Source organism: Chryseobacterium sp. StRB126 (genome assembly GCF_000829375.1).
Classification (GTDB): domain Bacteria; phylum Bacteroidota; class Bacteroidia; order Flavobacteriales; family Weeksellaceae; genus Chryseobacterium.
Window position 1 is genome coordinate 1,126,551 of sequence record NZ_AP014624.1, and the last position, 24,561, is coordinate 1,151,111.

Consider the following 24,561-nt stretch of genomic DNA (forward strand, 5'->3'; position numbering starts at 1 on the left):
AAAATGAAACAATTGTGTAACATACTCAATCAACATTCTACAGGATTCGGACAAGAGCCGAGAGGAATGGTGTGTGCTTATGATAGTGAAATTGTGGATAAAAGGTGCTTATATACGTGGGTCAGCTAATGATCTCTTACGTCAGAATATAAACGAGCGCCTCCCAAAAAGAGGCGCTTTTTTTATGGTTTCTTTAGCTTATTTGGTAAAGCGTCGGTCTGTGGAACCGGAGAACAGGGTTCGATCCCCGGAGATACCCAAAATATAAAATCTCATAGCTCAAATGGTTAGAGCACCGGTCTTTTAAACCGGGGGTTGAAAGTTCAAATCTTTCTGGGGTTACTAAACGGTTCCTTAACTCAACTGGATAGAGTATGGGTTTTCTAAACCCAGAGTTAGAGGTTCGAATCCTCTAGGAATCACGAAGAGGTTCACCGAAGTTTTCCAATCCGGCTGTCTCCCGGAAAAGAAATAGAAGTGAACCCAAAAACTGGAAAGATAACGGTGGTTGTTTACCCGTCTTGGACGCGGGAGGTCGCAAGTTCGAATCTTGCTTTCCAGACAGAAGTATCAGTAATGAACAATGAGTAATCAGTAATTATAGATTGAAAAGTAGTTTTCATCATTACTCATCACTAATTACCCATTACTCATAAAAAAGCCGCGGGAATGGTGGAACGGTAGACACACTTGATTTAGGATCAAGGCGCTGAGGGTTCGAATCCCTCTTCCCGTACAAAAGATTTTGTAGCTCAATGGTAGAGCGCTGGTCTGTTAAACCAGAAGTTGAAAGTTCGAATCTTTCCGGAATCGCAGTAACTGAATGTTAATTGTTTCAGGAGAAAATAAAAGTTTGTCGAGAGCAGAAGATCTTTACACCAAAACATGAAAATACAGACAAGCTTTTTTCTTTCTCAACAAAACAGTTGGGAGTTAATGTAAATATGATTAATAAAATTTTAGGTATAAATAAAGTCTGGCAAGCGCAGAAGTTCAAACAAAAAGTATAGACAGACTTTGTTTTTTTGAATAATAAGCAGTAAAAAATTATTCATATTAAAACCTGATGGTTCGCCGAAGTGGAAGAGTCGGGGCGGTCTGCAAAACCGTTGCGTAAGCTGAGTGGGTTTGAATCCCATAACCATCTCAAAATTAAAATTATAAGTGAGTATCAAGAATCATTTATCAATGATCTTTTATCACTTATAACAAAGAATATCCTTTATTAAGAAAAGAAAACGTCTGTCAAGCGCAGAAGATCTTTAAGCCAAAAACACAAAATACAGACAGGCTTTTTCTTTTTTAATGATGAATAATGAGCAATAAGTAATTAATAATAGGAGAATGATTGTCATCATTACTCATTACCCATTACTCATAAAAAAATCCGCTGATAATGTAATGGCAGCATGCAGGAAATGTACTCTTGTTGTTTAGGTTCGATTCCTGGTCAGTTGGTCAAAGAAAATATTAAATGCTCAATATAATTTTCGAAAGAAAGGCTTGTCAAGCGTAGAAGTTCTTTTTGTTAAGCAAATTTAAAGACAAGCTTATTCTTTTTTATAATGAATAATGAGCAATAAGTAATTAATAATAGGAGAGTAATTTTCATGATTACTTATCACCAATTACTCATTGCTTATAAAAAACCGGAAATACGCCGAAGTTGGAGACTCGGGGCAGACTGAAATGAGGAACGAATTGAACGATTCCTTAGAAAAAATGAAAAACAGAGTTAAAATCTGTTGCTTATCGCTGAGTAGGTTCGAATCCTACTACTTCCACAAGATACAAATAATGAGCAATAAGTAATCAATGATAGAAGAGTGGTTTTCATCATTACTTATCACTAATTATTCATTGCTTATAAAAATGCTCTATTCGTCTAACGGTAAGGACGCCTGCCTTTCGAGCAGAAAACAAGGGTTCGATTCCCTTATAGAGTACTGGATGTGAATAACTGGTCAATACATAATTGATATAATACCATGAAAGTTCAAATTGTAAAAAAGTTGGCCAGTTATCATTCACACAAAATGAAGAAAAGAAAAAAGGGTTGTCAAGAGCAGAAGATCTTTAGTTAATAAAAATACAGACAACCTTTTGCATTTTTTTATAAATAATGAGCAATAAGTAATGAATGATAGAAAAGTAGTTTTCATCATTACTCATCACCAATTACTCATTGCTTATAAAAAACCGGAAGTACGCCGAAGTTGGAGAGTCGGGGCAGACTGTAAATCTGTTGCTTATCGCTGAGTAGGTTCGAATCCTACTACTTCCACAAGACACAAATGATGAATAAGAAGTAATGAAGGTAGAAAAGTAGTTTTTATGATTACTCATCACCAATTACTCATTACTCATAGAAACCGCTCTATTCGTCTAACGGTAAGGACGCCTGCCTTTCGAGCAGAAAATAAGGGTTCGATTCCCTTATAGAGTACTAAATGAACCCACAGTAGTGAATCTGCTTTGCAGGCAATTTAAAAATTTACTATTGATGGTTCACAAATTAATTATCAATAATCGTTTATCAATTATAAATAAAGTATGTAGAAAAAATGGAAACGCAACAACAAACATGGCAGAATATGAATGGAAAAATTTTCCGACATTCTATCACACAGCTGGTAGAAGAAGCCATTATCCGCGAACAGGCAAACGGACATCGTCTGAAAGTATGTGTGGGATCAGACTCTCACGTATATGGAGAAGCTATTAATTATGCTACGGCAGTAGTATTGATTCGTGAGGGAAAAGGAGCGTTTACCTTTATCAGAAAAGAAAGAGAAATACAGACCATCAGTATCAAGGAACGAATGCTGAATGAAGTCAACAAATCCGTTGAAATTGCTTACGCGATTTGTGCTGTATTGGACACTTATGGAGTAGAAATGGAGGTACACGCAGACATTAATACCGATCCGGATTTTAAATCTAATGTAGCATTAAAAGATGCCATGGGATACATTCTGGGAATGGGCTATGTGTTTAAAGCAAAACCTTTTGCCTTCGCAAGTTCCAATTGTGCCGATATGATGGTGTAATATAAGGAGGAAAGCAGGAAGTTTTTAACATTATGATATGAACTTCCTGCATCCAGTCTAAAAAATAAAAATTTAAACTAATAACCATGAAAATAACCAAAAGACTATTGTTTCTGGATGATATAAGATACCCGATTGAAGCGTATCGTTATACCAAACAGGACATATTTCTCAGAAAAGACTGGCATATTGTTCGGAATTACGATCAGTTTGTCAACAGGATTCTGGAAAAAGGACTTCCGGAAATGATTTCTTTTGATCATGACCTAGCAGATGAGCATTATCTGAAACCAGATGCAAAAGAATTTGTTGAGAAAACAGGTTATGATTGTGCCAAATGGCTGGTAGAATATTGTATGGATAACGATTTAGACTTACCGAGATTCTACTCTCACTCCATGAACCCTGTAGGAAAGGAGAATATTGAAAAACTTTTAAAAAACTTTAAAAAATTGTAATGAACATTTTCAGATTCATTCAGGATATCTTACCCTCACTTCATGCACAAAGGCACATTACCCAAATGAAAAACAACCAATCAGAAATGATTAAAAACTAAAAAAAAATGATTTTCAAAACATATAACTCTATAGAAAATGCTTACCAAACCCGCATGATCGATCAGATCAGGATGCAGGGCTTTTGGGATGAGGTTTTCATCGTGCAGGAAAAAGTTCACGGGGCTAATTTCTCTTTCTTTACCGACGGAAAGGAAATTAAGATCGCCAAAAGAACAGCTTTCATTGAAAAAGAAGAGAAATTTTACAATGCACATCAGATTTTGGAACAATACAGAAAAAATGTAATTAATTTGTTTCAAAAAGTGAAAACAATATACCCGAATGTTGAAACAGTAGTCATCTACGGTGAATTGTTCGGTGGCGGTTACAAACATAAAGAAGTAGAACCCGTAAAAGATGCTATAAAAGTGCAAAAAGGTATTGAATATGCACCTTACAACGATTTTTATGCATTCGACATTAAGTTGAATGGGGTTACTTATTTAGATACGGATATCATCAACTCAATTTTTGAAGAGACAGGGTTTTTCTATGCAAAAACCTTATTTCAAGGAACTTTAGAAGAAGCTTTGAGATTTCCTAATGTTTTCAATTCTAAAATCCCAACATGGTTAGGACTACCAGAATTGAATAATATGTGTGAAGGAACTATTATTAAGACTTTAAAAACCAGATATTTCGGGAACGGAGCCAGAGTCATTCTAAAAAATAAGAATGAAAAATGGATCGAAAAGTCTAAAATGGTTAGAAAACAGGAAAAAACAGTTCAGAAAACAGTTCATTTTAGCGAAACAGCTCAAAATATCTGGGAGGAAATCCAAAAATATGTAACGGCAAACAGGTTAAATAATGTTATGAGCAAAATTGGTGAATTTGAACCCAAAATGATAGGGAAAGTCATAGGCCTTTTTGCACAGGACATTTTAGAAGATTTTGAAAAAGATTTTCCGTCAGTTTTCACTACAATAGAAAAAGATGAGCAGAAAAGGATCAACAAAAAATTGAATTCTGCAGTCATAGATTGTGTAAAAGAAGAGTTGATGACTCTTAAAGTTTAGTTTCGGTAAATTTTTACCGGAACTTTTTTATGTATAACCCAACCAGAACCTTCAAAAGGATATTTCAAATTTATCATTCTAAATATAGACTGAGAGCCTGGGAATAGAATGAAGAATCTCAAATATTCAATTTTCACAAAAATCTCAGTTGGAGGCGTGAAAATTCCCCTCCTTTGGAGGGGTGGCGAAAATTCAAAGAATTTTTGACGGGGTGGTTTAAAAAGAAAAACAATGTTACAAGCAGAAATAAAAAGTCTTTTAAAAGAAGACATCAGTATATTAATAAAAGTTCCCAATTCAGGAAAGCATTATTTATGTGATTGTGGGGAAGCCAGTTTGTTGACGGTAAAGGAAGCGCAGACGTTATCAGCAATATTCATCAGCCATACTCATATCGATCATTTTGCCAACTTTGACGGTATTTTCAGACATCAGATTGGAAGTGGAGAAAAAGTAGTCATCTGTGGACCGAAGAATATTCACCAGCAAATTGAAGCCAGATTAAAATCCTACACATGGAATTTAATAGCTGAAAATGCAATTGGATACGAGATCTGTGAAATTGTTTCCAAAGAAGAAATCAATGTTTACAGCCTTCGTCCTCCTTACTGGACACATGAATTTGTAAAGACTCAGGATTTCCTTTTTGAAGATGAATATGTACATGTTGATTTTGCCATTCTGGATCACAAAACAGATTCCATTGCGTATCTGTTTAAAGAAAAAGATTCAGTGACTTTTCATGAAAATACTTCTGACTTTAAAAAAGGAAAATGGATCAGCGAATTGAAAAAAGCCTTTGAAAATAATATTTCTGACCAGGAAATTGAAATAGAAGGAACTTTATATAAATCCTCAGATCTATTTCATTTATTAACCAGAAATGAAGGTTATAAATTAGGAGTTATCATGGATCATGCAGTAGATGAAGACAATTATCAAAAGATAAAAACTGTTTTCAATCAGGCTGATATGGTTTATATTGAAACCTTTTATAAGGATACAGATCAGGAATTTGCAAAGATCAATTATCACAGTTTTGCTTCTGCATCAGGAAAAATCATGAAGGATTGCAAGGTGAAAGAAGCCATTCCAATCCACTTTTCAAGAAGATATACTGAAAATGATCAACAGGAAATTGAAACCGCTTTTTATAAAGCATTTCGAAATGAAAAAAACTAAGATTCCACTCCTTCACAAAAATTTAAGTTGAAGACGTGATATTCCCCTCTTCTGGAGGGGTGTCAAATCTGTGATTTGAAGGGGTGGTTCAATAAACAACAAAAACTAAAGAAATGAAACCCAATATATTTTTTACAGCAGACCATCATTTTGGTCACGAAAATATTATAAAATTCTCTGAAAGACCTTTTGAGTCTCCAGAGCAAATGAATGAAGAGCTCATTAAAAGATGGAATGAAAGAATCAATCCCGGAGATACAGTCTACCATTTAGGAGACTTCAGTCTTGGAAAGCCGGATTTTACAAAAGAAATCTTAGATCAGCTGAATGGAAATATCCATTTGATAAAAGGTAATCATGAAGGAGCAGCTTTAACATATCCTAAACGATTTGCTTCCATCAGGGATTATCACGAGCTGAAAATTGATGAACCGGATAATAGCAACGGAAAACAGAAAATCATTCTCTTCCATTACGCCATGCGAACCTGGAATGGCTCCCATCGCGGAGTCTGGCAGTTATATGGACACTCACACGGAACATTACAGGATGATGAAATGGCATTGAGCTTTGATGTAGGAGTAGATTGCCACAATTTTTACCCGATTTCTTACGAAGAAGTGAAGGAAATCATGAAAAAGAAAAAATGGACACCACCATTTGGGCCTCGGGAGTAATTTTACTTACTCTCATTACTATTTTACTAATAACTATGAAAACAACTAATCAAATCATAATTGTCGATTTGGAAGCTACCTGTTGGGAAAACGACAGGATTCCAATCGGACAGAAAGTCGATATTATCGAAATGGGAATTTGTAAACTGGATCTGATATCCAATACCATTTCACAAAAACAAAGCATTTATGTTATTCCCGAAAGATCAGAAATCAATAGCTTTTGTACAAAGCTAACGGGAATTACACCGCAATTGATAGAAGAGAAAGGAATCTATTTTGAAGAAGCCTGTGAGAAGATCAGGGATGAATACAATCCTGAATTGCTCACCTGGGCCGGATACGGAAACTTCGACAGAGAGCAGATCATCGAACAAAGTGATTGGCTTGGAATAGAAAATCCTTTTTCAGAACAATACCTGGATGTAATGTACGAATTCAAAAGACATTTCAGATTATATAAATCTATGGGACTGAAAAGAGCCCTGGATTATCTGAAAATGGATTTCGAGGGAAATCATCATAGCGGAGCAGACGATGCTTATAACACAGCCAAAATTCTCAATAAGATTTTGGAGTAATTATTTGAATGGAAGTTGAAGATTCGGAACAATAAATAACTTCCATTTTTTAATCTTAAATAAAAAACAATGAAAACAACAGAAAATATACTCATTATAGACCTTGAAGCCACGTGTTGGGAAAACCGCCCACCGAGAGGTCAGGAAAGCGAGATCATAGAAATCGGGGTGTGTATTATGAATGCAAAAACCGGTAAGATCTCCAAAAATGAAGGGATTTTAATAAAACCTCAATATTCAAAAGTAAGCCCGTTTTGTACGGAACTTACCACCCTTACCCAAAATATGCTGGATAGTGAGGGCATTATGCTGGATGATGCATTTGATATTCTGAGAGCAGAATACGATTCAGAAGAGCTAACCTGGGCAAGCTATGGAAACTATGATCTGAATATGCTTCAGGACCAGGCCAGAAGATTTTATCTGGATTATCCTTTACATGACGATCATATCAATGTGAAAACATTATTTGGGCAGATTCATCCTACTGTAAGAAAAAGTGTAGGAATGCAGAGAGCACTCAATGAACTTGGGTTTAAGCTTGATGGCACGCATCACAGAGGTGTTGATGATGCCAGAAATATTGCCAAAATTTTGCATTGGTGTCTGCAGAATAATTAAAATTCAGCAGAAATAAAATAATTGATTATTAGAGATTGTTCCAGCGTGTTCAGTCTCTTTTTTATGGATTACTTTATTTTTATAATTTACCTTTGATAAAAATTGTATCCCTTGGAGGAACTCATCGAATTACTTGAACATACCAACAGAAGTGTATTCCTGACAGGAAAAGCAGGAACGGGAAAAACAACCTTCTTGAATAACTTTGTAAAGGAAACACACAAAAAACATATCATCGTTGCCCCCACAGGGATTGCAGCCATTAATGCCGGTGGGGTAACCATACATTCGTTGTTTGCGATTCCTTCACGTACATTTGTGCCTACTACAGAGCCTGTTGATCCTAATCTTGCGATGAATATCAATGAGCTGTTTCCTCATTTTAAGTACAGAAAAGAAAAACTGGATTTTTTTCGGGAGATCGAGCTCATTATCATTGATGAAGTATCCATGCTGAGAGCCGATTTATTAGATATGATGGATCATTCGTTAAGAAGGGTGAGACGAAATCAGTTGCCATTCGGTGGAGCACAGCTGTTGTTAATTGGAGACTTGTATCAGTTACCTCCCGTAGTGAGAGACGATTCTGAACGGATTTTATCAAAATACTACGAAACTCCGTTTTTCTTTTCAGCCAAAGCATTACAAAATCTACGGTTAATTACAGTAGAACTTACGACAGTCTACCGCCAGCAGGATGAAGAATTTCTGGAAATATTGGATGCTGTACGGCATGCAGATTTCCGCGAATTGGATTTTGAAAAACTGAACTCCAGATACAATCCTGATTTTGAGCCAGAAGATGAAACGTATATTCATTTGTGTTCTCATAACCGTATGGCAGATCATATTAACCAGAGAAAACTGGCAGAGCTAGGGACAGAATCATTGTTGTACAAAGCCTCAGTGATTGGTGAATTTAAAGAAACCCAGTATCCGATTGATGAAACTTTAGAACTGAAGGTAGGCGCTCAGATTATGTTCATCAGAAATGATTCATCACCCGAAAAAAACTTTTATAACGGGAAGTTAGCCGAAATTTCCTATCTCGATGAAGACACCATAAAAGCTGTGTTGGATGGAAGTAAGAAAGAAATAACTCTCACTACGGAAGTCTGGGAACAAAAAAGATATACGCTGGATGCCGATAAAAATATTAAAACGGAAGTGCTGGGAAGTTTCGAACAATATCCTGTTCGGTTGGCCTGGGCAGTTACTATTCACAAAAGTCAAGGACTGACATTTGACCGTGTTATCATTGATGCCGGAAGGTCTTTTGCAAGCGGGCAGGTGTATGTCGCATTAAGTCGTTGCCGAACCCTGAATGGAATCGTTTTGAAATCTGAAATTTCACAGAATGCTATATTCAGAGACCATAGGATTGAAGACTTTCAAAATTCTACCAATGTGAATGACGGTTTACTCCCAATCATTGAACATGAAAAATATGATTATACATTGCATAAAGTTCAGATGACAGTAGATGCAGGCTGGTTAAAAGAAGCTGTAATGAACTGGAAAGACATAATCCTTACTTCCGGAATACCAGATCCGGAGAAAGCCAATGCTTTGTATGATGAATTTGAAAGAGAAAGTGACCATCTTTTTAAAGTATCCGAAAAATTTAAAAAAGTCATCCGTTTGAAATTATCAGATTTTATCAATGGAGAAATTCTATGGAGTGAGCTGGAAGAAAAATGTTCTGGTGCTGTTAACTTTTTCTATAAAAATGCAGCAGAAAAAATTTTATTGCCTTTGAAAAACCTTTACACAGAAACGATAGGAACCAAAGGCTTAAAAACCTTCAATGAAGAAACAAAGAAATTTTTACATGACCTGGAAGAATATATTGAAAGACTAAAAGCCTGTTGTCTATTAGATATTTCTTTATTTAACAAAGAAATTGAAATGGATACTTCCATAACAGTTGTTAAAAAGCCAACCCATATGATCACTTTTGAGTTATTTGATGAAGGAATGCCTCCTTTTGAAATTGCTGAAAAAAGAAACCTTACCCTTGCAACGGTATACAGGCATCTTGCAAAAATGGGTTTAACCGAAGTAGAAAGAACTTTTAAACAGTAATTTTATAGGGTAATGAAGAATGTCTTTTCCATAATCAAAATAGAAATAATAGTGGGGCAACCCGGATGTATTTTGATTCATATATCTTTTAACAAAAAGAATTAAATCCTGGTTATAAATAGCTGTATAATGGTTTTATTAACTTAAAGTTTTGTTAAAAAATTCACTTTTTGGGGATAATTTACTGCCTGTCAGTCATTTTTTTATATTTTAGCCGTCAAGAGTGAATTTATGTTTATTGACGAAGAGTTTAAAACTATATATTTAAACTATAAAATCAAGGAGATTATTCCTTTCCTGAAGAAACTTACACCCAAAGATAAAAAAGAAGTTGCTGCCACTTTAAAGAAACATATCAATAAAGAATGGGGGCACAATACAATATCGGTGTTGGCTGCTTTGGCATGCAGTAAAACGAAGGATGAATATGAAAAGATGAGACCGGGATTTTATTCCATTCCGGTAGAACTTGTTGATGAACTTTTTGAGAGCCATGTTCCTGATTGGATTGGAGAAAGTTACTTATTTCTTGATGGATTCGATTATCTGAAAGTATTGGAATGGGAGCAGAAAGGCTATCTTACCCTTCATGATGAAATTTGGGCATCATTGCTCTCTTCATCATCAAGAACAGAAGAAATACTGTTTACCTATCCAGCAACGTTGCAATCTCATATCTGGTTTTTGTTTGATCATGAATGCAGCATCACATCTGTTTATGATAACAGAAGCTGGAAAGATGTGTTGAAAAACCTTGTTCAGGAAAAGAAAATAGATCGTTCGAGAGCCCTTAAAGCAAGTCTTGCGGCGATTAACTTTAATTTTTCAAAAGAACATAATACATGGTTCCTTGAGTTTTTTGCTTATCTGGAACCTTCTCAAAAAGAAATTCTGGAATTACAGGATGAAATGTTTATGATATTTCATTCCACTCAACATTCACTGTTTCCTGGGGTATTAAAGATGATCAATCCGGTTATTGCAGAAAACGATTTTAAAACAGAAGACTTTTTACAGGCTACAGAATCTTTAATGACTCTCCCAACAAAGAATATTGTTAATGCATCGCTTCAGGCACTCGAGAAAATAGCGAAAGACAATAAGGAATATCATGAAGCAATATGTCTTTCTCTGATGCCTGTTTTTCTTAATAAAGATAAAACGCTTCAAACGAAAGGAGCCAAAATTATTGTTAAATATGGAGATCTGCAATCAGAAAAGATAAGGAAGGAACTTACATTTTATACAACATCATTTCTTTCTGATACTCAGACTTTACTGGAAAAATTCATTATAGAAAACGAAGTCATTGAAAATAAAGAAGAACAGAATTATGCAGTTGATTCATGGCATGTATCACAGCCTATTACTCCTGTAGAGTCCATAGATGATTTTATTTTCCTGGCTTCTCAGATCTTCAATAATAATGAAACCTATCACATTGATTTGTTTCTGGATGCTCTCATTAGATTCAATGGTGAATTTGAGGAAGAACATTTTAATCAGCTTGAACCTGCTTTTAATGCGGCATTTAAAAGGAAAGATACCGTAGGGTTTCAACATTTGATGGCGACCTTTGTTATTAATTACGGTTTGCTGAAGCAAAAAAATAAATCAAAAGTAGTATCGGAGGCTTATTTAGGATTTCCAACACTCGAAAACTGGAGTGAAAAAAGAACCCCTTTTATTTTCAGAGCTTACCATCAGCTTTTGTTAGGAATATTTGAATTCTTAAAAGAAAACAAACAACTTCCACTACTTTCTGTTCCAGAATATACACCTTGCTGGATTACCATTAATACTCTTGTAGATAAATTAAAAATCTACCAGCAGCGAGGAAGGAAACCTATTCCTTTTGATCTTGAGATTGCCATACTTCGGGTAGAAAAAGAAAACCTGAAAAAAGGAGAACAATATGCAAGAGAGCAACTTAATGAGGAATATTACGATTTTCTAAAGCCAGTTTTTGAACAGGACTATTTTAAAAATTATTACGAAAAAGAATTTCTTGACGGCAGCTTCGACTGGAAATTAGGATATAAGAAAATCTATAAATGGAATAGCACAGAAGAAGTTCCCCAATCATTAATATCTATTGAAAATAACAAAGAATTGCCTGAAAATGCTTCATTTTTAGACCATCTTTTTAATTCTCATCATACCATCTATCAGGATGATCTGATTCGGACTTTATATACGGCTCCTTACTTTTCAGGATCTTTAGCCGCCAGAAAATACAATGGCGATTTGTCCTGTTCTGCCTACCAATATGATATAAAAGGAAATATAGAATTCCTTGATGCCTGGATGAAATTGAATCTGCCGTTTCAGTCTGTGCATTATTTAGTAATGTCTGCAGGATTATTTCATAAAGATAAAACATTCTCTGGTATAGCTTTTGAAGCCTTTATTAATAAGGCTGTTTCAGAAGATTTTAATATTCATGAACTGGGAATTATAATTGGTAAAAAGATCAATTTCGAATGGGCTCCTGTCAAAAGGTTTACAGATGGGCTATCCGGATTTATTAATCTGACTGCCAGTCATAACCAGGCCTTTGAAAAACTGTTGATATCCATTCTTTCAACAGTAGAAAAACCGGTTTTTAATCTTAAAAAGCTATTAGAGCTTTATTATGAACTGCTGAACCAAAACAGAACCAAAGTAAGTGAGAAAATTGCTGAAGTTCTTAAAGAGTGGGAAAACGAAAATAACCTGAAAAAAATTATACATCAAATTAAAACACATGAAAGAAAGACTTTATGAGATTCTTAATGAGGAGAGACTCCATGAGATTGTCCCTTTTTTAAAGCAGCTTAGCGCAGAAGAAAAGCAGACATTAGTACCTACGATAAAAAAAATGGATCGTGAGATCAACAAGATCATCATGACCAAAAATTCTTACCATACAGCAGGTTCTGTCAATCAGCATGCCATTATTGATATTGCATCATTTGTTTGTATGGATCAAAAGAACTTTGGTAAAAACTACTGGAGTCTTTTCCGCAATATAGAACAGACAGAGCAGATATTGGAATGGGGATGCCCGGATTGGTTCTCCGATTTTATCAATGATTCTATTGATGCGGAGTTTACAGCATTTAACTATCAGCATATTTTAGGATGGACAGAAAAAGGCTACATCCAGCCCAAACCAGAATTATTGGGGCATCACTTAAGTAATTATCCTGCTGATCTGGATCAGCACCCTGAAACACTCAGTACCCATTTTTGGTACTTGTGCGAATATCCATCGAAATCATTACCCTTCCAGAAAGAATGGTTTCCATTAGTACAAAAGCTTGTCGCTGAGCAGAAAATTGAAAGAACAAGATTTTTAAAAGAATGCCTTCTGGCTTCCAACAGAAATTTCAATAAGAACGTGACAGGATGGTTTATGGATGCTTTTACTGCTTTAAAACCAACAGAAGATGAGTTGATAGAACTTCAGGATGAATTAATGGCCGGGTTAACATCTGCACAGTCAAAAGCAGTCAATACCATTCTTATACATTTGAAAAAAATGGTAGGAAGCCCCGCTTTTAAACATGAAGAATTTGCCCACTACCTTCCCAATCTGCTGAGTATGGAAGTGAAAACCGTGGTGATGAGTAGTCTTACTTTAACGGAAAAAATATTCCAGCATAGAAAAGTTAATCCTGAGATATTGGGGTTGGCTTTAACATCTGCATTTGTAAGTAAAGATGATGGGATACAGTCAAAAGCAGCCAAAATTATCCTGAAATACATTCCGCCATCCGAAACAATAAAGGAATCTATTTCCCACTATTCAGATAATATATTAACGAATGTACGTTCCCTTTTAGAAACTTATATAGAAGAAAAACCACAGGAATTGGAAGCTATAGTTTCAGAAAAAATAATCCTGACTACTGACGAAAATAAAGTTAAAGTACTTGAAAATTTTGAAGATTTAATGTTCTTCCTTCCTTTGGCTATAGAAGATCCGTACAGCCATCACTGTGATACCGCTTTATCCGGATTTGCCCGTTTTGCCAATGATGTAGATGAAGAATCTGTAAAACTGATAGAACCGGTATTTTTGAAAGCCTGTAAAACCATTGCAAAATGGGAAGTTCCGTATCTGAATGTCCTGTTGTGTAATCTCATCATTAATTACGGATTGAATCTATTGGAAAAATATCCGGTTCAGCTTAAAAACCTGAACAAAATATATGAAAAAACCTCTAATGAAGAGACCACAAGGGAAGCCTATTCAAACTATCATAAAAAGCTGGGGCCAATAACGAAAGTGGGAGCAGGGAGCCCTGTTATGAAAGCTTTTAAAGAACTTGCCATATTTACTGATGAAAAAATAAAAGCAGGAGACAGTGTTCCTTTACTGTTTGCCATTACCCATGCACCATGTTGGATTTCTCCTGTTACTTTAGTAGAAAGGCTGGAAGTTTATCAGAATAAAAATATAGAACCTCATCATCTTGATATGCAGCTGGCCCTTCAGCGATGTGCTCTGGATAACACATCCGAAGCATTACAGCTGGCTGAAAAAAAATTAAAAGGCGAGTACAAAGATCTGCTGCTTTTCTTCTTTGGTAAAAATACTGAACCAAAAGGAAAGGTTGAACATCCTGCATGGTGGATGACAGCCGGAATTACACGCTCTCCCGGAAAGGTTTTCAAAGAGTTCGGTAGTTTTGGATATGATACGATTCCGACAGAATTCTTTTCAGGAATTTATCAGTGGAAAACTATTGATAGTAAGAAAAATTCATATTATCCGGCTGAGCTGAATATTGTGATTCCAAAATATCATTTTGAAAAAAGAAAAAATCCATTGCTTCTGGAATATTTTATTGCTGAACCAAGAGAACTTTCAGAAACCATTGGCATGATGTGGTGCTTCCCGAATACTTTGGGTAGTGCTTTGGCAAAAGTGATTAAGAGCTGTCTTTTCTACTCAGGTATTGCAGAAGTTTACGAAAGAAATCTGGTGTTGAATACAGCCCAGGCCCTTTACCAGGTTAAAAAACCTTTGGATGAAATGGGATATCTGTTCCTGGGAACTATTTTCCTGGATGGAGATAAAACCATTCGTGGAACGGCTGCTGAAATCTGGCTGGAACATGTTTCTCATAAGATGATAGACAATACCCGATTAGGAAAAGTAATTGGCACCCATGAAAAATTGGAGTGGGCCCCTGTAAAAAGATTTACAGACCTTATCCAACATCAGATGCTGAATGTTAGTAAAAATCATAATATTGCACTCGAAGAATTAATTTCCACTATTCTGCTTCAGATGGATAAACCTATTACCAATCTGAAGAAGCTGCTGGAAGTATATCATGAAGTATTGGCTTTAAACCAGTCCCAAGCCAATAAAAAAGTAATTGAAAAACTCAAAGACTGGAAAGAAAACTCGAGCCTGAAGAAAATCTGTAATCATCTTCTAAAAAATTAAATGTATGGAAGATATGCTTACTTATAATTATTCAAGGTCATCTTCCTTTGTAAAGAAAGATGACCTTGAAGAACTGTTTCTTGCGCAATACAGCGAGATACAGAAAAATACTGATATTCCCTGTTTTTTCTGGGGAAATGTAGGTCAGCCTTTTATATTAGCTCGTTGTCTGATTACACTTTCCAATATTGTGAAGTCAAGCTTCAATTTGTCACCATTTCAGATGGCACTTTTGAAAGATCCAATTGTGACTGCAGGAAATGAAAGGCTTCGTTTCGAAGGATTTTCTCACTGTGCCGGCGTATATGCCCGTGTAGATGTTCTTCCGGATGGATTAAATGGTGAATTTTTGGAGAACGGAACAACTAATGTAGACTTTAATCAACCTATGATAACCGCTTTGGGAAGTATTCGTCCTAACGAAAATATTATGCTTTCTGTAGGGGAAAAAGAAGTTGGGCTCTACAGAGAAGAAAAAAAAGTAGTGGAAAGAAAAGTTCCTTTGCCTGTAAAATGGATCAAAGGTCTCGGAACGGTTCAGATCTATCTGTCCGAATCGGAAAAACAGCATACTTTTAATAAGATCCAGACCCAACAGCTGTTTAGAGGAATGCCGAAAGGGGTGGTGAAGTCTGATTATTATCTGATTGTGAGAGGAAATAAACCGATGTTTTCTCCTGTAAAATCGGCTGATACAGTTTGCATTGGTGGGCTTCACAGGCTTCGTTTACTGGAACCTCTGCTTCCGTATATTGATTCCATGCAGGTTTTTCCACACCCAAATATGAAATCTACAACCTGGCAATTATATATGGGAAATATAAGATTCAGCTTTTCCTTATCAAGAGAAAGCTGGCGTGGGTTCTCCGGAGAAGGAGCTGTATTGAATAGCCTAACCACTGAGGTTCCTGATGAATGGATTGATGCCTTGGATAAATATGCTTATGCTAATCAATCATTCAATGCAACTGTTCTGACACTGGAAGAAAACCTTAGTTTGAGTAAGACAGAGAATCTGACAGGAAGACTTGCAGCGATGGGATTATTAGGATATGATCTTGATGAAAATGAATTTTTCTACCGCAGATTACCTTTTAAACTAAGCCGTATTTTAGGGTTAAATCCCCGCATGAAAAATGCTGAAAAGCTTATTGAAGATGGAAAAGTGGAAATTTTAAACAATACCAAAGAAAGAACAGAAGCTAGAGTAGAGGGGACTGGTGTACATCATACGGTAATCCTTGAAGAAGATAAAGAACGCTGTACTTGTGAATGGTTCAGTAAATACCAAGGTGAAAGAGGCCCTTGTAAACATGTTCTGGCAGTGAAGAAACTTGTTAATAACAATTAATGGATCATATTATGACAAAACCTTTTGCCACAAATGCCTTTAGATTTACAAATCTAAAGGCATTTGTGGTAATGTAGTTAACCCGAGTTCGGGATCATAAAATTAAGGATAATAGGCTGGAAGTTACTATCGGAACTAACATTTCTGATGTTGCCGTAAAATTTGATGAAGCAGTCTTTAAAGGAATAATACATTACAGGGTTGTAAATGGTTTTTTAAACCTCAACTCACTTCCCTCTCCCAGCTCCAGGTTTCCTTCCTTACTAAAAACAGAAATGTCTTATCCCGAACTCAGGTTAATTAATTTTGTATCTGCTCTATCCACTCCTTGTAAGAAAGAACACCCAGTTCAGGTTTTCCATTCCCTTCAAGAATAGAAATAAACTCCAGCTGATTTCCATCCGGATCATTAAAATAAATGGCCACTGCAGGCATCCATGCAAATACCATAGGTTCTACACTTCCGTTTTTCAGAAAATTATAAGGCTTTAAATTCTTATTCTCTAAAAACTTCACAGAATAATTTAAAATATCTTCTTTCGTACTCGTAAAGGCAAAATGTCTGGTCTGGAGATTTTCTTTCTGCTCCCATAATCCAAGCATAAACTCCTTTTCTTCTCCAATCCACATGAATGCTATAGGTCTTGTTTCATCTCTGTGGGCCAATCTCAAACCCAAAACTTCTGTATAAAACTGAATAGCATTTTCCAAATCACTTACCTGAACATGAGTCTCATATAATCCTTTAATCATAGTTTTAATTTTAATGTACACAAAGCTAGTAAACAACAGCATAAAAGCCTGCTAATACCGATTTCTTTCATGAAAATGAATGATAGAAGGATTAGATAAAAGATAAAAGATAAAAGATAAAAGATAAAAGATAAAAGATCTTGTCGTTAAACAACAATTATCCGTGTATATATCCATGCGGATATCAACATCAATAGGGGTGGGCTTTAGCCCGCTTAAATAAATAAAACAAATCCATTTGGCTTTAGCCAAAACTTAAAAAATCTACGTTATCAGCCCAATCTGCGAGAGCTTTAACTTCTTTTTCCATCAATTTTAAATTAATTTTTCAAAAAAATAATCTACGCAAAAAGATTGCGTAATCTTGTTTTTACTTTGCATCAGAAATCAGAGAGGAAGCGTTAACTCTTCTTATGTTTAACAATAAAACAGTAACTCATGAAATTTAACTTTCTAAAAAAAGAGAAAACAGTGGTAACCAACCACGAAGGTGCAAAAGCATATGTGATGACACCTGCAGAAGAATTGTACAGTGCTGTGGTTACAACAGGACTGTCAGACATTACTTATGAAAAAGGAAATGACAGATTAGAGCGAATTCAGTCTCTGATTCAGAAAAACGACCCTGAATTTGTGGCCAAGCTTGCGGTATATGCAAGAAAAGATATGCATTTGCGTTCCATTCCCTTGGTTTTAGCTACAGAATTGGCGAAGGAAGCTTCCGGTACGGATCTGGTGAGCAGAACGGTAGACGGTGTTATTCAGAGAGCAGATGAAATCACTGAACTATTGGCATATTACCAGCTAGCGAACGAGAGAACAGAAACCAAAAAACTGAACAGATTATCAAAGCAGATCCAGAAAGGTCTGGTGAAATCATTCAATAAATTCGATGAATACCAATTCGCCAAATACAACAGAAAAGGAGAAGTAACCTTTAAAGATGCCTTGTTTCTGGTTCATCCAAAAGCAAAGGATGAAAATCAGCAGACCATTTTCAACAAAATTGTATATGATATTTTAGATACCCCTTATACATGGGAAGTAGAACTTTCAGTATTGGGTCAGAAAAAATTTGCAGATGAAGCAGAAAAGAAGCTGGCTTTCAAAAATAAATGGGAAGAACTCATCTTCAGTAATAAATTAGGCTATATGGCCACTCTGAGAAACCTAAGAAATATTCTTGAAGCAGGAGTTTCTCCTGAGGCCATGAGTAAAGTATGTAGTTATCTGTCAGATGAAAGAGCGGTTCGAAACTCAAAACAATTGCCATTCCGTTTCCTGGCGGCGTACAGGGAATTAAAAAAGCTAGATTCCCCTTATCTATCTTCTGTTTGGAGCGCATTGGAAGAAGCTTTAGTGGCAAGTGCTCAAAATATCAAAGGTTTCGGATTCAATACTTCGGTAGTGATTGCGGCGGATGTTTCAGGTTCTATGCAGAAATCGGTTTCTCCTAAGAGTAAGATCTTGTTGTATGATATCGGTTTGCTGATGTCTATGATTCTGCAGTCAAAATGTCAAAATGTGGTTACAGGAATCTTTGGTGACCGATGGTTGCGTGTTCCGATGCCAAAACAGGGTATTTTGAACAATGTAGATGTATTTTACAAACGTGAAGGGGAAGTAGGATATGCTACCAATGGATACCTGGTGATTGAAGACCTTATCAAAAGAAAAGAAACAGTAGATAAAGTAATGTTGTTTACAGATACTCAACTGTACGATACCAGCGGAAGAGGGAACTCTTTTGAGGATACATGGAACAGGTATAAAATGATAGCACCCAATGCTAAACTCTATATTTTTGATTTGGCGGGTTATGGCAGACAGCCCATCGATGTCAAAAGAAATGATGTATACCTCATTGCAGGTTGGTCAGATAAGATTTTTGATGTATTGAATGCGTTGGAAGATCAAAAATCAGCCATAGAAATCATTCAAAAAGTAGTGCTGTAAAAGGCACTGCCTTCTATTGAAATGTAAAGTTCATTGGTATTAACAGCAGGATCTTATAAATCATTAGTATATTTAGGAGCTTATTCCCGCTTTCCGCTATATCTTTTTCGCCTGTCTTAGGGCAATTCAGAAAAAGGATGTCGCTGCAATCGGGGCTAGTAAATGAAGAGATATAGTATGATAGAGCTTATTAACACCATTGAGATTAATCCGTTAAAATATTCCAAAGAAGACTTTAAATTACCCCAACTTGCTGATTATCCTGATCCTGAAGAATTATTTTTGAAATGGACAGAAACAGCTTCCAGACTTACCACTAATTGTAATGAATTTCGGAAAGGATCTCATCTGGTTAATATTAGAACCATTGATGATGAAAGTTTACAGATCATTGTAGCCGCAAAACTTACAGAAGTAGAATTTGATGCCCCGGAGGAAATGGGATTTGTACTCTCTTTTGATGGCGGAATTGTATTAAAAAAAGAGGATGAGGTTCTTATTCTGCCAAGTTGTTGTGGGGATATTGAAAATATAGAAAACTGGGAGAAAGTTATAGATAATAGATCTTCCGAATGGGCAGAAATGTGGATCGGACATCCGTGGGTCTTCTATAAAAGAGAAAAAGGAGTGATTAGTTTTTCAGATTATACAGAAGCCAATATCAATGATGTGAAAGATGTGAAAATAAAATTTGATATTGAAGAATCAGAATTTAAAGATGAATTAGACAAGGTGATGTACCACCAAACTCATTTTAAAAACAGGATTTCAGATATTTTGAAAAAGATGAATATTGACAATGCCGAAAGAATTTCAGCCTTCATGTCCGGCATTAAATAAAAAATAAAACTGCGTAAAAAGAATGCGCACTTAGTACATAATTTTGCAGTGTTAATATTACCAGTGTCGTAAGAAAGGCCTCCTTCGATTCCAAACTGACAGAGTCTTTCGTCAAATTACCCGGTAAAATAACCAATGCCGTCCGTAAGAGTTTCATCGTCAACTTCCCATTGAAACTAATTACTCTTACAATACATTGCTTGGTTTTTATAAAAAATGAACTGCGTAAAAAGAATACGCAGTAACCATATAAATTTGTAATATCAACTCATAACCATGAACAACTATAAATCAGATCTAAAAGAAGCAGTGTATTGAGGTTAATACTCAATACTCATGAAAAAAATTAAAACATTAAGACAGATCTTCGGAACCAATGAATACGAATTAATTGATTTTCCGATGAAAATTTCCGGAGTACAGATTTCCAGGCTCCAATATGGAAATGACTTAGAGTGTTCATATTGTTTTCCACATGGCTTAGAAGTAGTGAATGCAAAGGAAACCAAGTTTCAGCGAAATTGGAAGGAATACAGAAAAACCCAATGGGAAAAATAAAGCAAGTGCCGTAAAACAGAATTACTTCGTGGGATAACAGAGGTGTAGGTTCAAGTCCTGTTCTGTAGAAACAGATCATGTAAGGATAGCACACTGTTAATAGGAGTCTGTTTAACTGACTGCCTTACTGTTTTCAAGTGTCGTTCAAAAATTATACTTGAAGAAACTAATACAAATGAAAAAAGACTAAAAATCAGGTGTCGTCTTAGAATCATACTTCGAGATTGAATAAACATTGGGTCGCAGGTTCGAATCCTGCCTTTTTCCTCGAAAAGGAAAGGTAGCTCAGCAGGTAGAGCAAATGCATGAACGATTCTAAAATATTACCCTGATTTGTATAAAAGAGTGCCGTAGAAAAGGCTTACTTCGGTTTAATTTGGTTCGATTCCAGAAAGATCATGAAAATGATCTGTACATGTCTTTTCAAAATTTGCCTCTTTTTTTTAAAAAAAACAAACAAGTGCCGTAAAATAGTGCTACTTCATTCATCACGACGGGGGCACGGGTTCGAATCCCGTCTCTTCCACTACAAAAATAGGAAGAGTAGCTCAGGTGGTTAGAGCACGACATCACTATTGGTCTGTTGCCTTGTTAATATAAAAACGAAGCTGAAAGTGAGAGTAGGAAATAATCTTTGTATCGTAATTTTCTAACTTTTTCCTTCTTTTTCCTTGCAACTTCCTTTTCAGGAAATAAAAAGTGTCGTTAGGAAAAAATTCATCGTACACCATTTTGGGGAGGAATAGCGCAGTCGGTAACTCCGGCAAGGCTATCCGGTTCAACTCCGGCCAACGTAGCGCCCCGTTTTTTCCTTTTTATTACCTTTACAAAAAAGCCGATAAGTTATTTATCGGTTTTTTTTCATGGCATGATCCAGCTCTTCTTCAAATATCAGTTTCCATTTGGAAAGCGTGGTTCTGCTGATCTTATATTTTTTAGACATATAACTGGTAGAATGCTCGTGCTTCTTTTGGTATTCAAGAAGTTTGAGCATCGTTTTTTTGTCATAGGTTTTCAGTTTTTGATTGTTTCTTTGGCCTTCCCTTGAAGGTTTGAAAAGCCTGTCATTGAATTTCAGTACATCTTCACTGGTATCAAGCTTTCCGAGAAGTTCCTTTATTTTAGGATCCTTTAACTTATCCGGATACTCCATCTTAAGCATGTCTTGATAAATCTTTTTATAATTGGGACGCATTTTTTATCAATTTATCCGTTAATATCACTTTTCTGAAGCCATCTGTGAAGCGTACTTTTAGGAATAGAGTATTCCTTAATCACCTCACTCTGGGTCATCTCTCCTGAAAGAATTCTTTTCATAATGAATTCTTTAATTTCCTGAGTATAAATATTTTTTCTGAAGTAGGGAATTTTATCCGATTTCTGCTGATTTTTATTGGGTGCTGCCGGGGGAGCATATAAAATCAAGTGAGAACTGTAAAGTCTGAAAAAATCATATTCCAGTAATTTGCTCCATCTCAGGAGAAGATCCGTATCTATTGATCTGCTGTTGTACATTCCTTCTACAGCTCCTTCATCGCTGTCCAGGAATTTACATATTCTCTCCATGGTTATTTCATTTTCATCAACCCTCTCCTTAATAAAACTTCCAATATGGATCTCTTTGTATAACATTTTTATTTAATATTATCTATATTATTAAAACTTATGCATAAGAAAACGTAAAATAGGTGATATATATTATTATGCATTACAGGACATAATTCACTTAATTTTGAAATTGAAGGATTGGGATATTTTCAAAAAACTTGAATACCCGAAATGAGACTATAAAAGTCTTAGGAAATTGTTTAGGACAGCTTAATTTTAAAAGGATATGTTTAATTTACCTTTAGGTTTATGCATTATTTCCAATGGTTTTACTGCTCATCTTCTTTTTCAAACTTCTTTTTTCTTCCATTTGTGTAAATAATATATAGCCTATTAAAGTTGCTTCATGCCATTCTATTTACGTTAAGCTTTTGTGTTGAAAGGTTGTAGGTGTGTTAACAACCAGTATTTTATGTTTAGAATATCTTGTTTAGTACCAAATAATCTGCTTAATAGCTTTCAAATTTAAACAAAAATTAAAAACGAAGATAGGGAGAAATATAAAAAAGTTTCTTTATGAACGAATTTTAATTAAAATTAACATATTATGTAAACAGATGTGTGAAATAAATTAAAATACTAATATATACTAAAAGTTGAAAAAGAAAATTGTTTACCACTGAGCAAGTATATACCTTTGTGCTTCAATGAAAAATACTATAAGCTTATTCGATTTTTCGAAGAAAATAAATTATAAAAATGAATTGCTGGCAGGCTTTACCGTAGCTATGACCATGATTCCTGAATCTCTTTCATTTGCAATCCTGGCAGGACTTTCTCCACTCACAGGATTGTATGCTGCATGCATGATGGGATTTGTAACAGCTGTTTTAGGAGGCCGCCCGGGAATGGTTTCAGGAGGAGCCGGTGCTACCATTGTGGTTCTGATTGCCCTCATAAAATCTCACGGAATTGAGTATCTTTTTGCAACAGTAGCTCTTGCAGGAGTTCTACAGCTGTCTGTCGGAATCTTTAAATTGGGGAAGTTTGTCAGGCTTATTCCGCAGCCGGTGATGTATGGTTTTCTAAATGGGCTTGCGATCATTATTTTTATGGCTCAGATTGAGCAGTTTAAAATTACAGACACTAATGGAGTTGTAAGCTGGCTTCAGGGAATACCTTTATATATTATGGGTGGTTTAACGGCCCTTACCATTGCTGTAGTCTACTTCTTCCCAAAGCTTACGAAAGCTGTTCCTGCATCGCTGGTAGCCATTATTGTAGTATTTGCGGTAGTGCTTGGATTCAATATCCAGACAAAAACGGTAGCAGATATTGCCCATATCAGTGGTAACCTCCCAAGTTTTCATATCCCGCAGATTCCATTTTCGCTGGAAACGTTACAGATTATTTTCCCTTATGCATTAATTATGGCTGGAGTAGGACTTATCGAATCATTACTGACCTTATCTATGGTGGATGAAATTACCAATTCCAAAGGAAATACCAATAAAGAATCTGTAGCACAGGGATTGGCCAATATTACCAACGGCTTTTTTGGCGGAATGGGCGGTTGTGCAATGGTTGCCCAGACTTTGGTGAATCTTAATGCAGGATCCAGAGCCCGATTATCAGGAATTATTGCTTCCATTATGATCTTATTCATTATCCTGTTTGGAGCACCAATTATTGAGAAAATCCCGATGGCAGCTTTGGTAGGCGTAATGATGATGGTTGCTATCAGTACTTTTCAGTGGGTTTCTATCAGAATTGTGAATAAAATGCCAAAGTCAGATATATTTGTGGGGATTACTGTGGCTTTAATTACTGTAATACTGCATAATCTTGCCCTTGCTGTTTTGGTAGGAGTGATTATTTCCGCTTTGGTTTTTGCATGGGATAACGCGAAAAGAATTCGCGCAAGAAAGCATATTGATGAGAATGGTGTCAAGCACTATGAAATATTGGGTCCTTTGTTTTTCGGTTCAGCAACAGCTTTTGCAGATAAATTTGATCCGATGAATGATCCCAATGAAGTAGTAGTAGATTTTAAAGAAAGCCGAATTGTAGATATGAGTGCAATAGATGCTGTAGATAAATTGTCAAAACGATATAAGCAGTTGGGAAAAACATTATTCCTTCGTCATCTCAGTGAAGATTGTCGTAAAATGTTGAAAAACGCTGAAGCTGTAGTAGAAGTCAATATTCAGGATGATCCAACGTATAAGGTGATGCCGGAAAAATAGGGAAAAGCAAAAATTTAGATAAAAGATATGGAGATTTGAAACGGAAGATAGAAAAAGGTAAATCAATAACCTTACACCTTGAATTTCAAAT

At 35.7% G+C, this 24,561-nt stretch carries 18 protein-coding genes and 11 tRNA genes; 26 read left to right on the forward strand and 3 right to left on the reverse strand.

Annotated features, from left to right (window positions below; genetic code table 11):
- Positions 1 to 192: 192 nt before the first annotated feature.
- From CHSO_RS04910 to CHSO_RS05005, 22 genes are all read left to right on the forward strand, one after another.
- Positions 193 to 260 (forward strand) — tRNA-His (locus CHSO_RS04910).
- An 8-nt stretch (positions 261 to 268) separates the two neighbouring features.
- Positions 269 to 342: transfer RNA gene (locus CHSO_RS04915), tRNA-Lys, on the forward strand.
- Between the two features lie 6 nt (positions 343 to 348).
- A tRNA-Arg gene (locus CHSO_RS04920) sits at positions 349 to 422 on the forward strand.
- A gap of 68 nt (positions 423 to 490) precedes the next feature.
- Positions 491 to 562 (forward strand) — tRNA-Pro (locus CHSO_RS25750).
- Between the two features lie 101 nt (positions 563 to 663).
- Positions 664 to 736: transfer RNA gene (locus CHSO_RS04925), tRNA-Leu, on the forward strand.
- A gap of 5 nt (positions 737 to 741) precedes the next feature.
- Positions 742 to 813: transfer RNA gene (locus CHSO_RS04930), tRNA-Asn, on the forward strand.
- A 252-nt stretch (positions 814 to 1,065) separates the two neighbouring features.
- A tRNA-Cys gene (locus CHSO_RS25755) sits at positions 1,066 to 1,147 on the forward strand.
- 504 nt (positions 1,148 to 1,651) lie between these two features.
- Positions 1,652 to 1,784, forward strand: a tRNA-OTHER gene (locus tag CHSO_RS25760).
- 90 nt (positions 1,785 to 1,874) lie between these two features.
- A tRNA-Glu gene (locus tag CHSO_RS04940) sits at positions 1,875 to 1,946 on the forward strand.
- Positions 1,947 to 2,201: 255 nt separating this feature from the next.
- Positions 2,202 to 2,284: transfer RNA gene (locus CHSO_RS04945), tRNA-Tyr, on the forward strand.
- A gap of 90 nt (positions 2,285 to 2,374) precedes the next feature.
- Positions 2,375 to 2,446, forward strand: a tRNA-Glu gene (locus CHSO_RS04950).
- A gap of 118 nt (positions 2,447 to 2,564) precedes the next feature.
- On the forward strand, positions 2,565 to 3,050 hold the full coding sequence (locus tag CHSO_RS04955) for a ribonuclease H-like YkuK family protein (RefSeq protein WP_045493000.1): 486 nt from the start codon (positions 2,565 to 2,567) through the stop codon (positions 3,048 to 3,050).
- A gap of 86 nt (positions 3,051 to 3,136) precedes the next feature.
- Positions 3,137 to 3,508, forward strand: coding sequence for a cyclic-phosphate processing receiver domain-containing protein (locus CHSO_RS04960; RefSeq protein WP_084220931.1), 372 nt, complete (start codon positions 3,137 to 3,139; stop codon positions 3,506 to 3,508).
- A 107-nt stretch (positions 3,509 to 3,615) separates the two neighbouring features.
- Positions 3,616 to 4,629, forward strand: coding sequence for an RNA ligase, Rnl2 family (locus tag CHSO_RS04965; RefSeq protein WP_045493004.1), 1,014 nt, complete (start codon positions 3,616 to 3,618; stop codon positions 4,627 to 4,629).
- 231 nt (positions 4,630 to 4,860) lie between these two features.
- Positions 4,861 to 5,811, forward strand: a complete 951-nt coding sequence (locus CHSO_RS04970; RefSeq protein ID WP_045493007.1) for a hypothetical protein — start codon at positions 4,861 to 4,863, stop codon at positions 5,809 to 5,811.
- 113 nt (positions 5,812 to 5,924) lie between these two features.
- Entirely contained in the window at positions 5,925 to 6,488 is a 564-nt protein-coding gene (locus CHSO_RS04975) for a metallophosphoesterase family protein (RefSeq protein WP_045493010.1), read from the forward strand.
- 35 nt (positions 6,489 to 6,523) lie between these two features.
- The gene (locus CHSO_RS04980) at positions 6,524 to 7,069 is read left to right on the forward strand and encodes a 3'-5' exonuclease (RefSeq protein ID WP_045493013.1); all 546 of its coding nucleotides are present in this window, start codon (positions 6,524 to 6,526) and stop codon (positions 7,067 to 7,069) included.
- Positions 7,070 to 7,138: 69 nt separating this feature from the next.
- Positions 7,139 to 7,690 (forward strand): 3'-5' exonuclease, encoded by a 552-nt coding sequence (locus CHSO_RS04985; RefSeq protein ID WP_045493015.1) that lies wholly within the window; start codon positions 7,139 to 7,141, stop codon positions 7,688 to 7,690.
- Positions 7,691 to 7,801: 111 nt separating this feature from the next.
- Entirely contained in the window at positions 7,802 to 9,775 is a 1,974-nt protein-coding gene (locus tag CHSO_RS04990; RefSeq protein WP_232509154.1) for an AAA family ATPase, read from the forward strand.
- Between the two features lie 231 nt (positions 9,776 to 10,006).
- On the forward strand, positions 10,007 to 12,541 hold the full coding sequence (locus CHSO_RS04995) for a DUF6493 family protein (RefSeq protein ID WP_045493026.1): 2,535 nt from the start codon (positions 10,007 to 10,009) through the stop codon (positions 12,539 to 12,541).
- Positions 12,522 to 15,218 (forward strand): DUF6493 family protein, encoded by a 2,697-nt coding sequence (locus CHSO_RS05000; protein WP_045493029.1) that lies wholly within the window; start codon positions 12,522 to 12,524, stop codon positions 15,216 to 15,218. Before CHSO_RS04995 ends, CHSO_RS05000 begins: the two co-directional genes overlap by 20 nt.
- A 4-nt stretch (positions 15,219 to 15,222) precedes the next feature.
- Positions 15,223 to 16,569 carry an SWIM zinc finger family protein gene (locus CHSO_RS05005; RefSeq protein ID WP_045493054.1) on the forward strand — a complete coding sequence of 449 codons (1,347 nt, stop codon included), beginning with the start codon at positions 15,223 to 15,225 and terminating at the stop codon, positions 16,567 to 16,569.
- 300 nt (positions 16,570 to 16,869) lie between these two features.
- Here CHSO_RS05005 and CHSO_RS05010 read toward each other — a convergent pair whose 3' ends face one another.
- Positions 16,870 to 17,322, reverse strand: coding sequence for a VOC family protein (locus CHSO_RS05010; protein ID WP_045493057.1), 453 nt, complete (start codon positions 17,320 to 17,322; stop codon positions 16,870 to 16,872).
- Between the two features lie 438 nt (positions 17,323 to 17,760).
- On the opposite strand from CHSO_RS05010, the gene CHSO_RS05015 reads away from it, so the two are divergent.
- From CHSO_RS05015 to CHSO_RS05025, 3 genes are all read left to right on the forward strand, one after another.
- Positions 17,761 to 19,278, forward strand: a complete 1,518-nt coding sequence (locus tag CHSO_RS05015; RefSeq protein WP_045493060.1) for a TROVE domain-containing protein — start codon at positions 17,761 to 17,763, stop codon at positions 19,276 to 19,278.
- A gap of 177 nt (positions 19,279 to 19,455) precedes the next feature.
- Positions 19,456 to 20,118 carry a hypothetical protein gene (locus CHSO_RS05020; protein WP_045493063.1) on the forward strand — a complete coding sequence of 221 codons (663 nt, stop codon included), beginning with the start codon at positions 19,456 to 19,458 and terminating at the stop codon, positions 20,116 to 20,118.
- A gap of 336 nt (positions 20,119 to 20,454) precedes the next feature.
- Positions 20,455 to 20,676: a hypothetical protein gene (locus tag CHSO_RS05025; protein ID WP_045493066.1), complete on the forward strand. Its 222-nt coding sequence runs from the start codon at positions 20,455 to 20,457 to the stop codon at positions 20,674 to 20,676.
- Positions 20,677 to 21,523: 847 nt separating this feature from the next.
- On the opposite strand, the gene CHSO_RS05030 is transcribed toward CHSO_RS05025, so the two are convergent.
- Positions 21,524 to 21,871 (reverse strand): hypothetical protein, encoded by a 348-nt coding sequence (locus CHSO_RS05030; protein ID WP_045493069.1) that lies wholly within the window; start codon positions 21,869 to 21,871, stop codon positions 21,524 to 21,526.
- 11 nt (positions 21,872 to 21,882) lie between these two features.
- The gene (locus CHSO_RS05035; protein ID WP_045493072.1) at positions 21,883 to 22,308 is read right to left on the reverse strand and encodes a transposase; all 426 of its coding nucleotides are present in this window, start codon (positions 22,306 to 22,308) and stop codon (positions 21,883 to 21,885) included.
- A 623-nt stretch (positions 22,309 to 22,931) separates the two neighbouring features.
- Here CHSO_RS05035 and CHSO_RS05040 point away from each other — a divergent pair.
- Positions 22,932 to 24,470, forward strand: coding sequence for a SulP family inorganic anion transporter (locus CHSO_RS05040; RefSeq protein ID WP_045493075.1), 1,539 nt, complete (start codon positions 22,932 to 22,934; stop codon positions 24,468 to 24,470).
- The last annotated feature ends 91 nt before the right edge of the window (positions 24,471 to 24,561 follow it).

Excerpts from the sequence above, each read along its gene's own strand:
- CHSO_RS05015 (WP_045493060.1), top strand. The coding sequence starts at position 17,761 with ATGAAATTTAACTTTCTAAAAAAAGAGAAAACAGTGGTAACCAACCAC.
- CHSO_RS04985 (WP_045493015.1), top strand. The coding sequence starts at position 7,139 with ATGAAAACAACAGAAAATATACTCATTATAGACCTTGAAGCCACGTGT.
- CHSO_RS04955 (WP_045493000.1), top strand. The coding sequence starts at position 2,565 with ATGGAAACGCAACAACAAACATGGCAGAATATGAATGGAAAAATTTTC.
- CHSO_RS05000 (WP_045493029.1), top strand. The coding sequence starts at position 12,522 with ATGAAAGAAAGACTTTATGAGATTCTTAATGAGGAGAGACTCCATGAG.
- CHSO_RS05010 (WP_045493057.1), bottom strand. The coding sequence starts at position 17,322 with ATGATTAAAGGATTATATGAGACTCATGTTCAGGTAAGTGATTTGGAA.
- CHSO_RS05035 (WP_045493072.1), bottom strand. The coding sequence starts at position 22,308 with ATGTTATACAAAGAGATCCATATTGGAAGTTTTATTAAGGAGAGGGTT.
- CHSO_RS04970 (WP_045493007.1), top strand. The coding sequence starts at position 4,861 with ATGTTACAAGCAGAAATAAAAAGTCTTTTAAAAGAAGACATCAGTATA.
- CHSO_RS04980 (WP_045493013.1), top strand. The coding sequence starts at position 6,524 with ATGAAAACAACTAATCAAATCATAATTGTCGATTTGGAAGCTACCTGT.
- CHSO_RS04995 (WP_045493026.1), top strand. The coding sequence starts at position 10,007 with ATGTTTATTGACGAAGAGTTTAAAACTATATATTTAAACTATAAAATC.
- CHSO_RS05005 (WP_045493054.1), top strand. The coding sequence starts at position 15,223 with ATGGAAGATATGCTTACTTATAATTATTCAAGGTCATCTTCCTTTGTA.
- CHSO_RS05030 (WP_045493069.1), bottom strand. The coding sequence starts at position 21,871 with ATGCGTCCCAATTATAAAAAGATTTATCAAGACATGCTTAAGATGGAG.
- CHSO_RS04975 (WP_045493010.1), top strand. The coding sequence starts at position 5,925 with ATGAAACCCAATATATTTTTTACAGCAGACCATCATTTTGGTCACGAA.
- CHSO_RS04960 (WP_084220931.1), top strand. The coding sequence starts at position 3,137 with ATGAAAATAACCAAAAGACTATTGTTTCTGGATGATATAAGATACCCG.
- CHSO_RS05025 (WP_045493066.1), top strand. The coding sequence starts at position 20,455 with ATGAAAAAAATTAAAACATTAAGACAGATCTTCGGAACCAATGAATAC.
- CHSO_RS05020 (WP_045493063.1), top strand. The coding sequence starts at position 19,456 with ATGATAGAGCTTATTAACACCATTGAGATTAATCCGTTAAAATATTCC.
- CHSO_RS05040 (WP_045493075.1), top strand. The coding sequence starts at position 22,932 with ATGAAAAATACTATAAGCTTATTCGATTTTTCGAAGAAAATAAATTAT.
- CHSO_RS04965 (WP_045493004.1), top strand. The coding sequence starts at position 3,616 with ATGATTTTCAAAACATATAACTCTATAGAAAATGCTTACCAAACCCGC.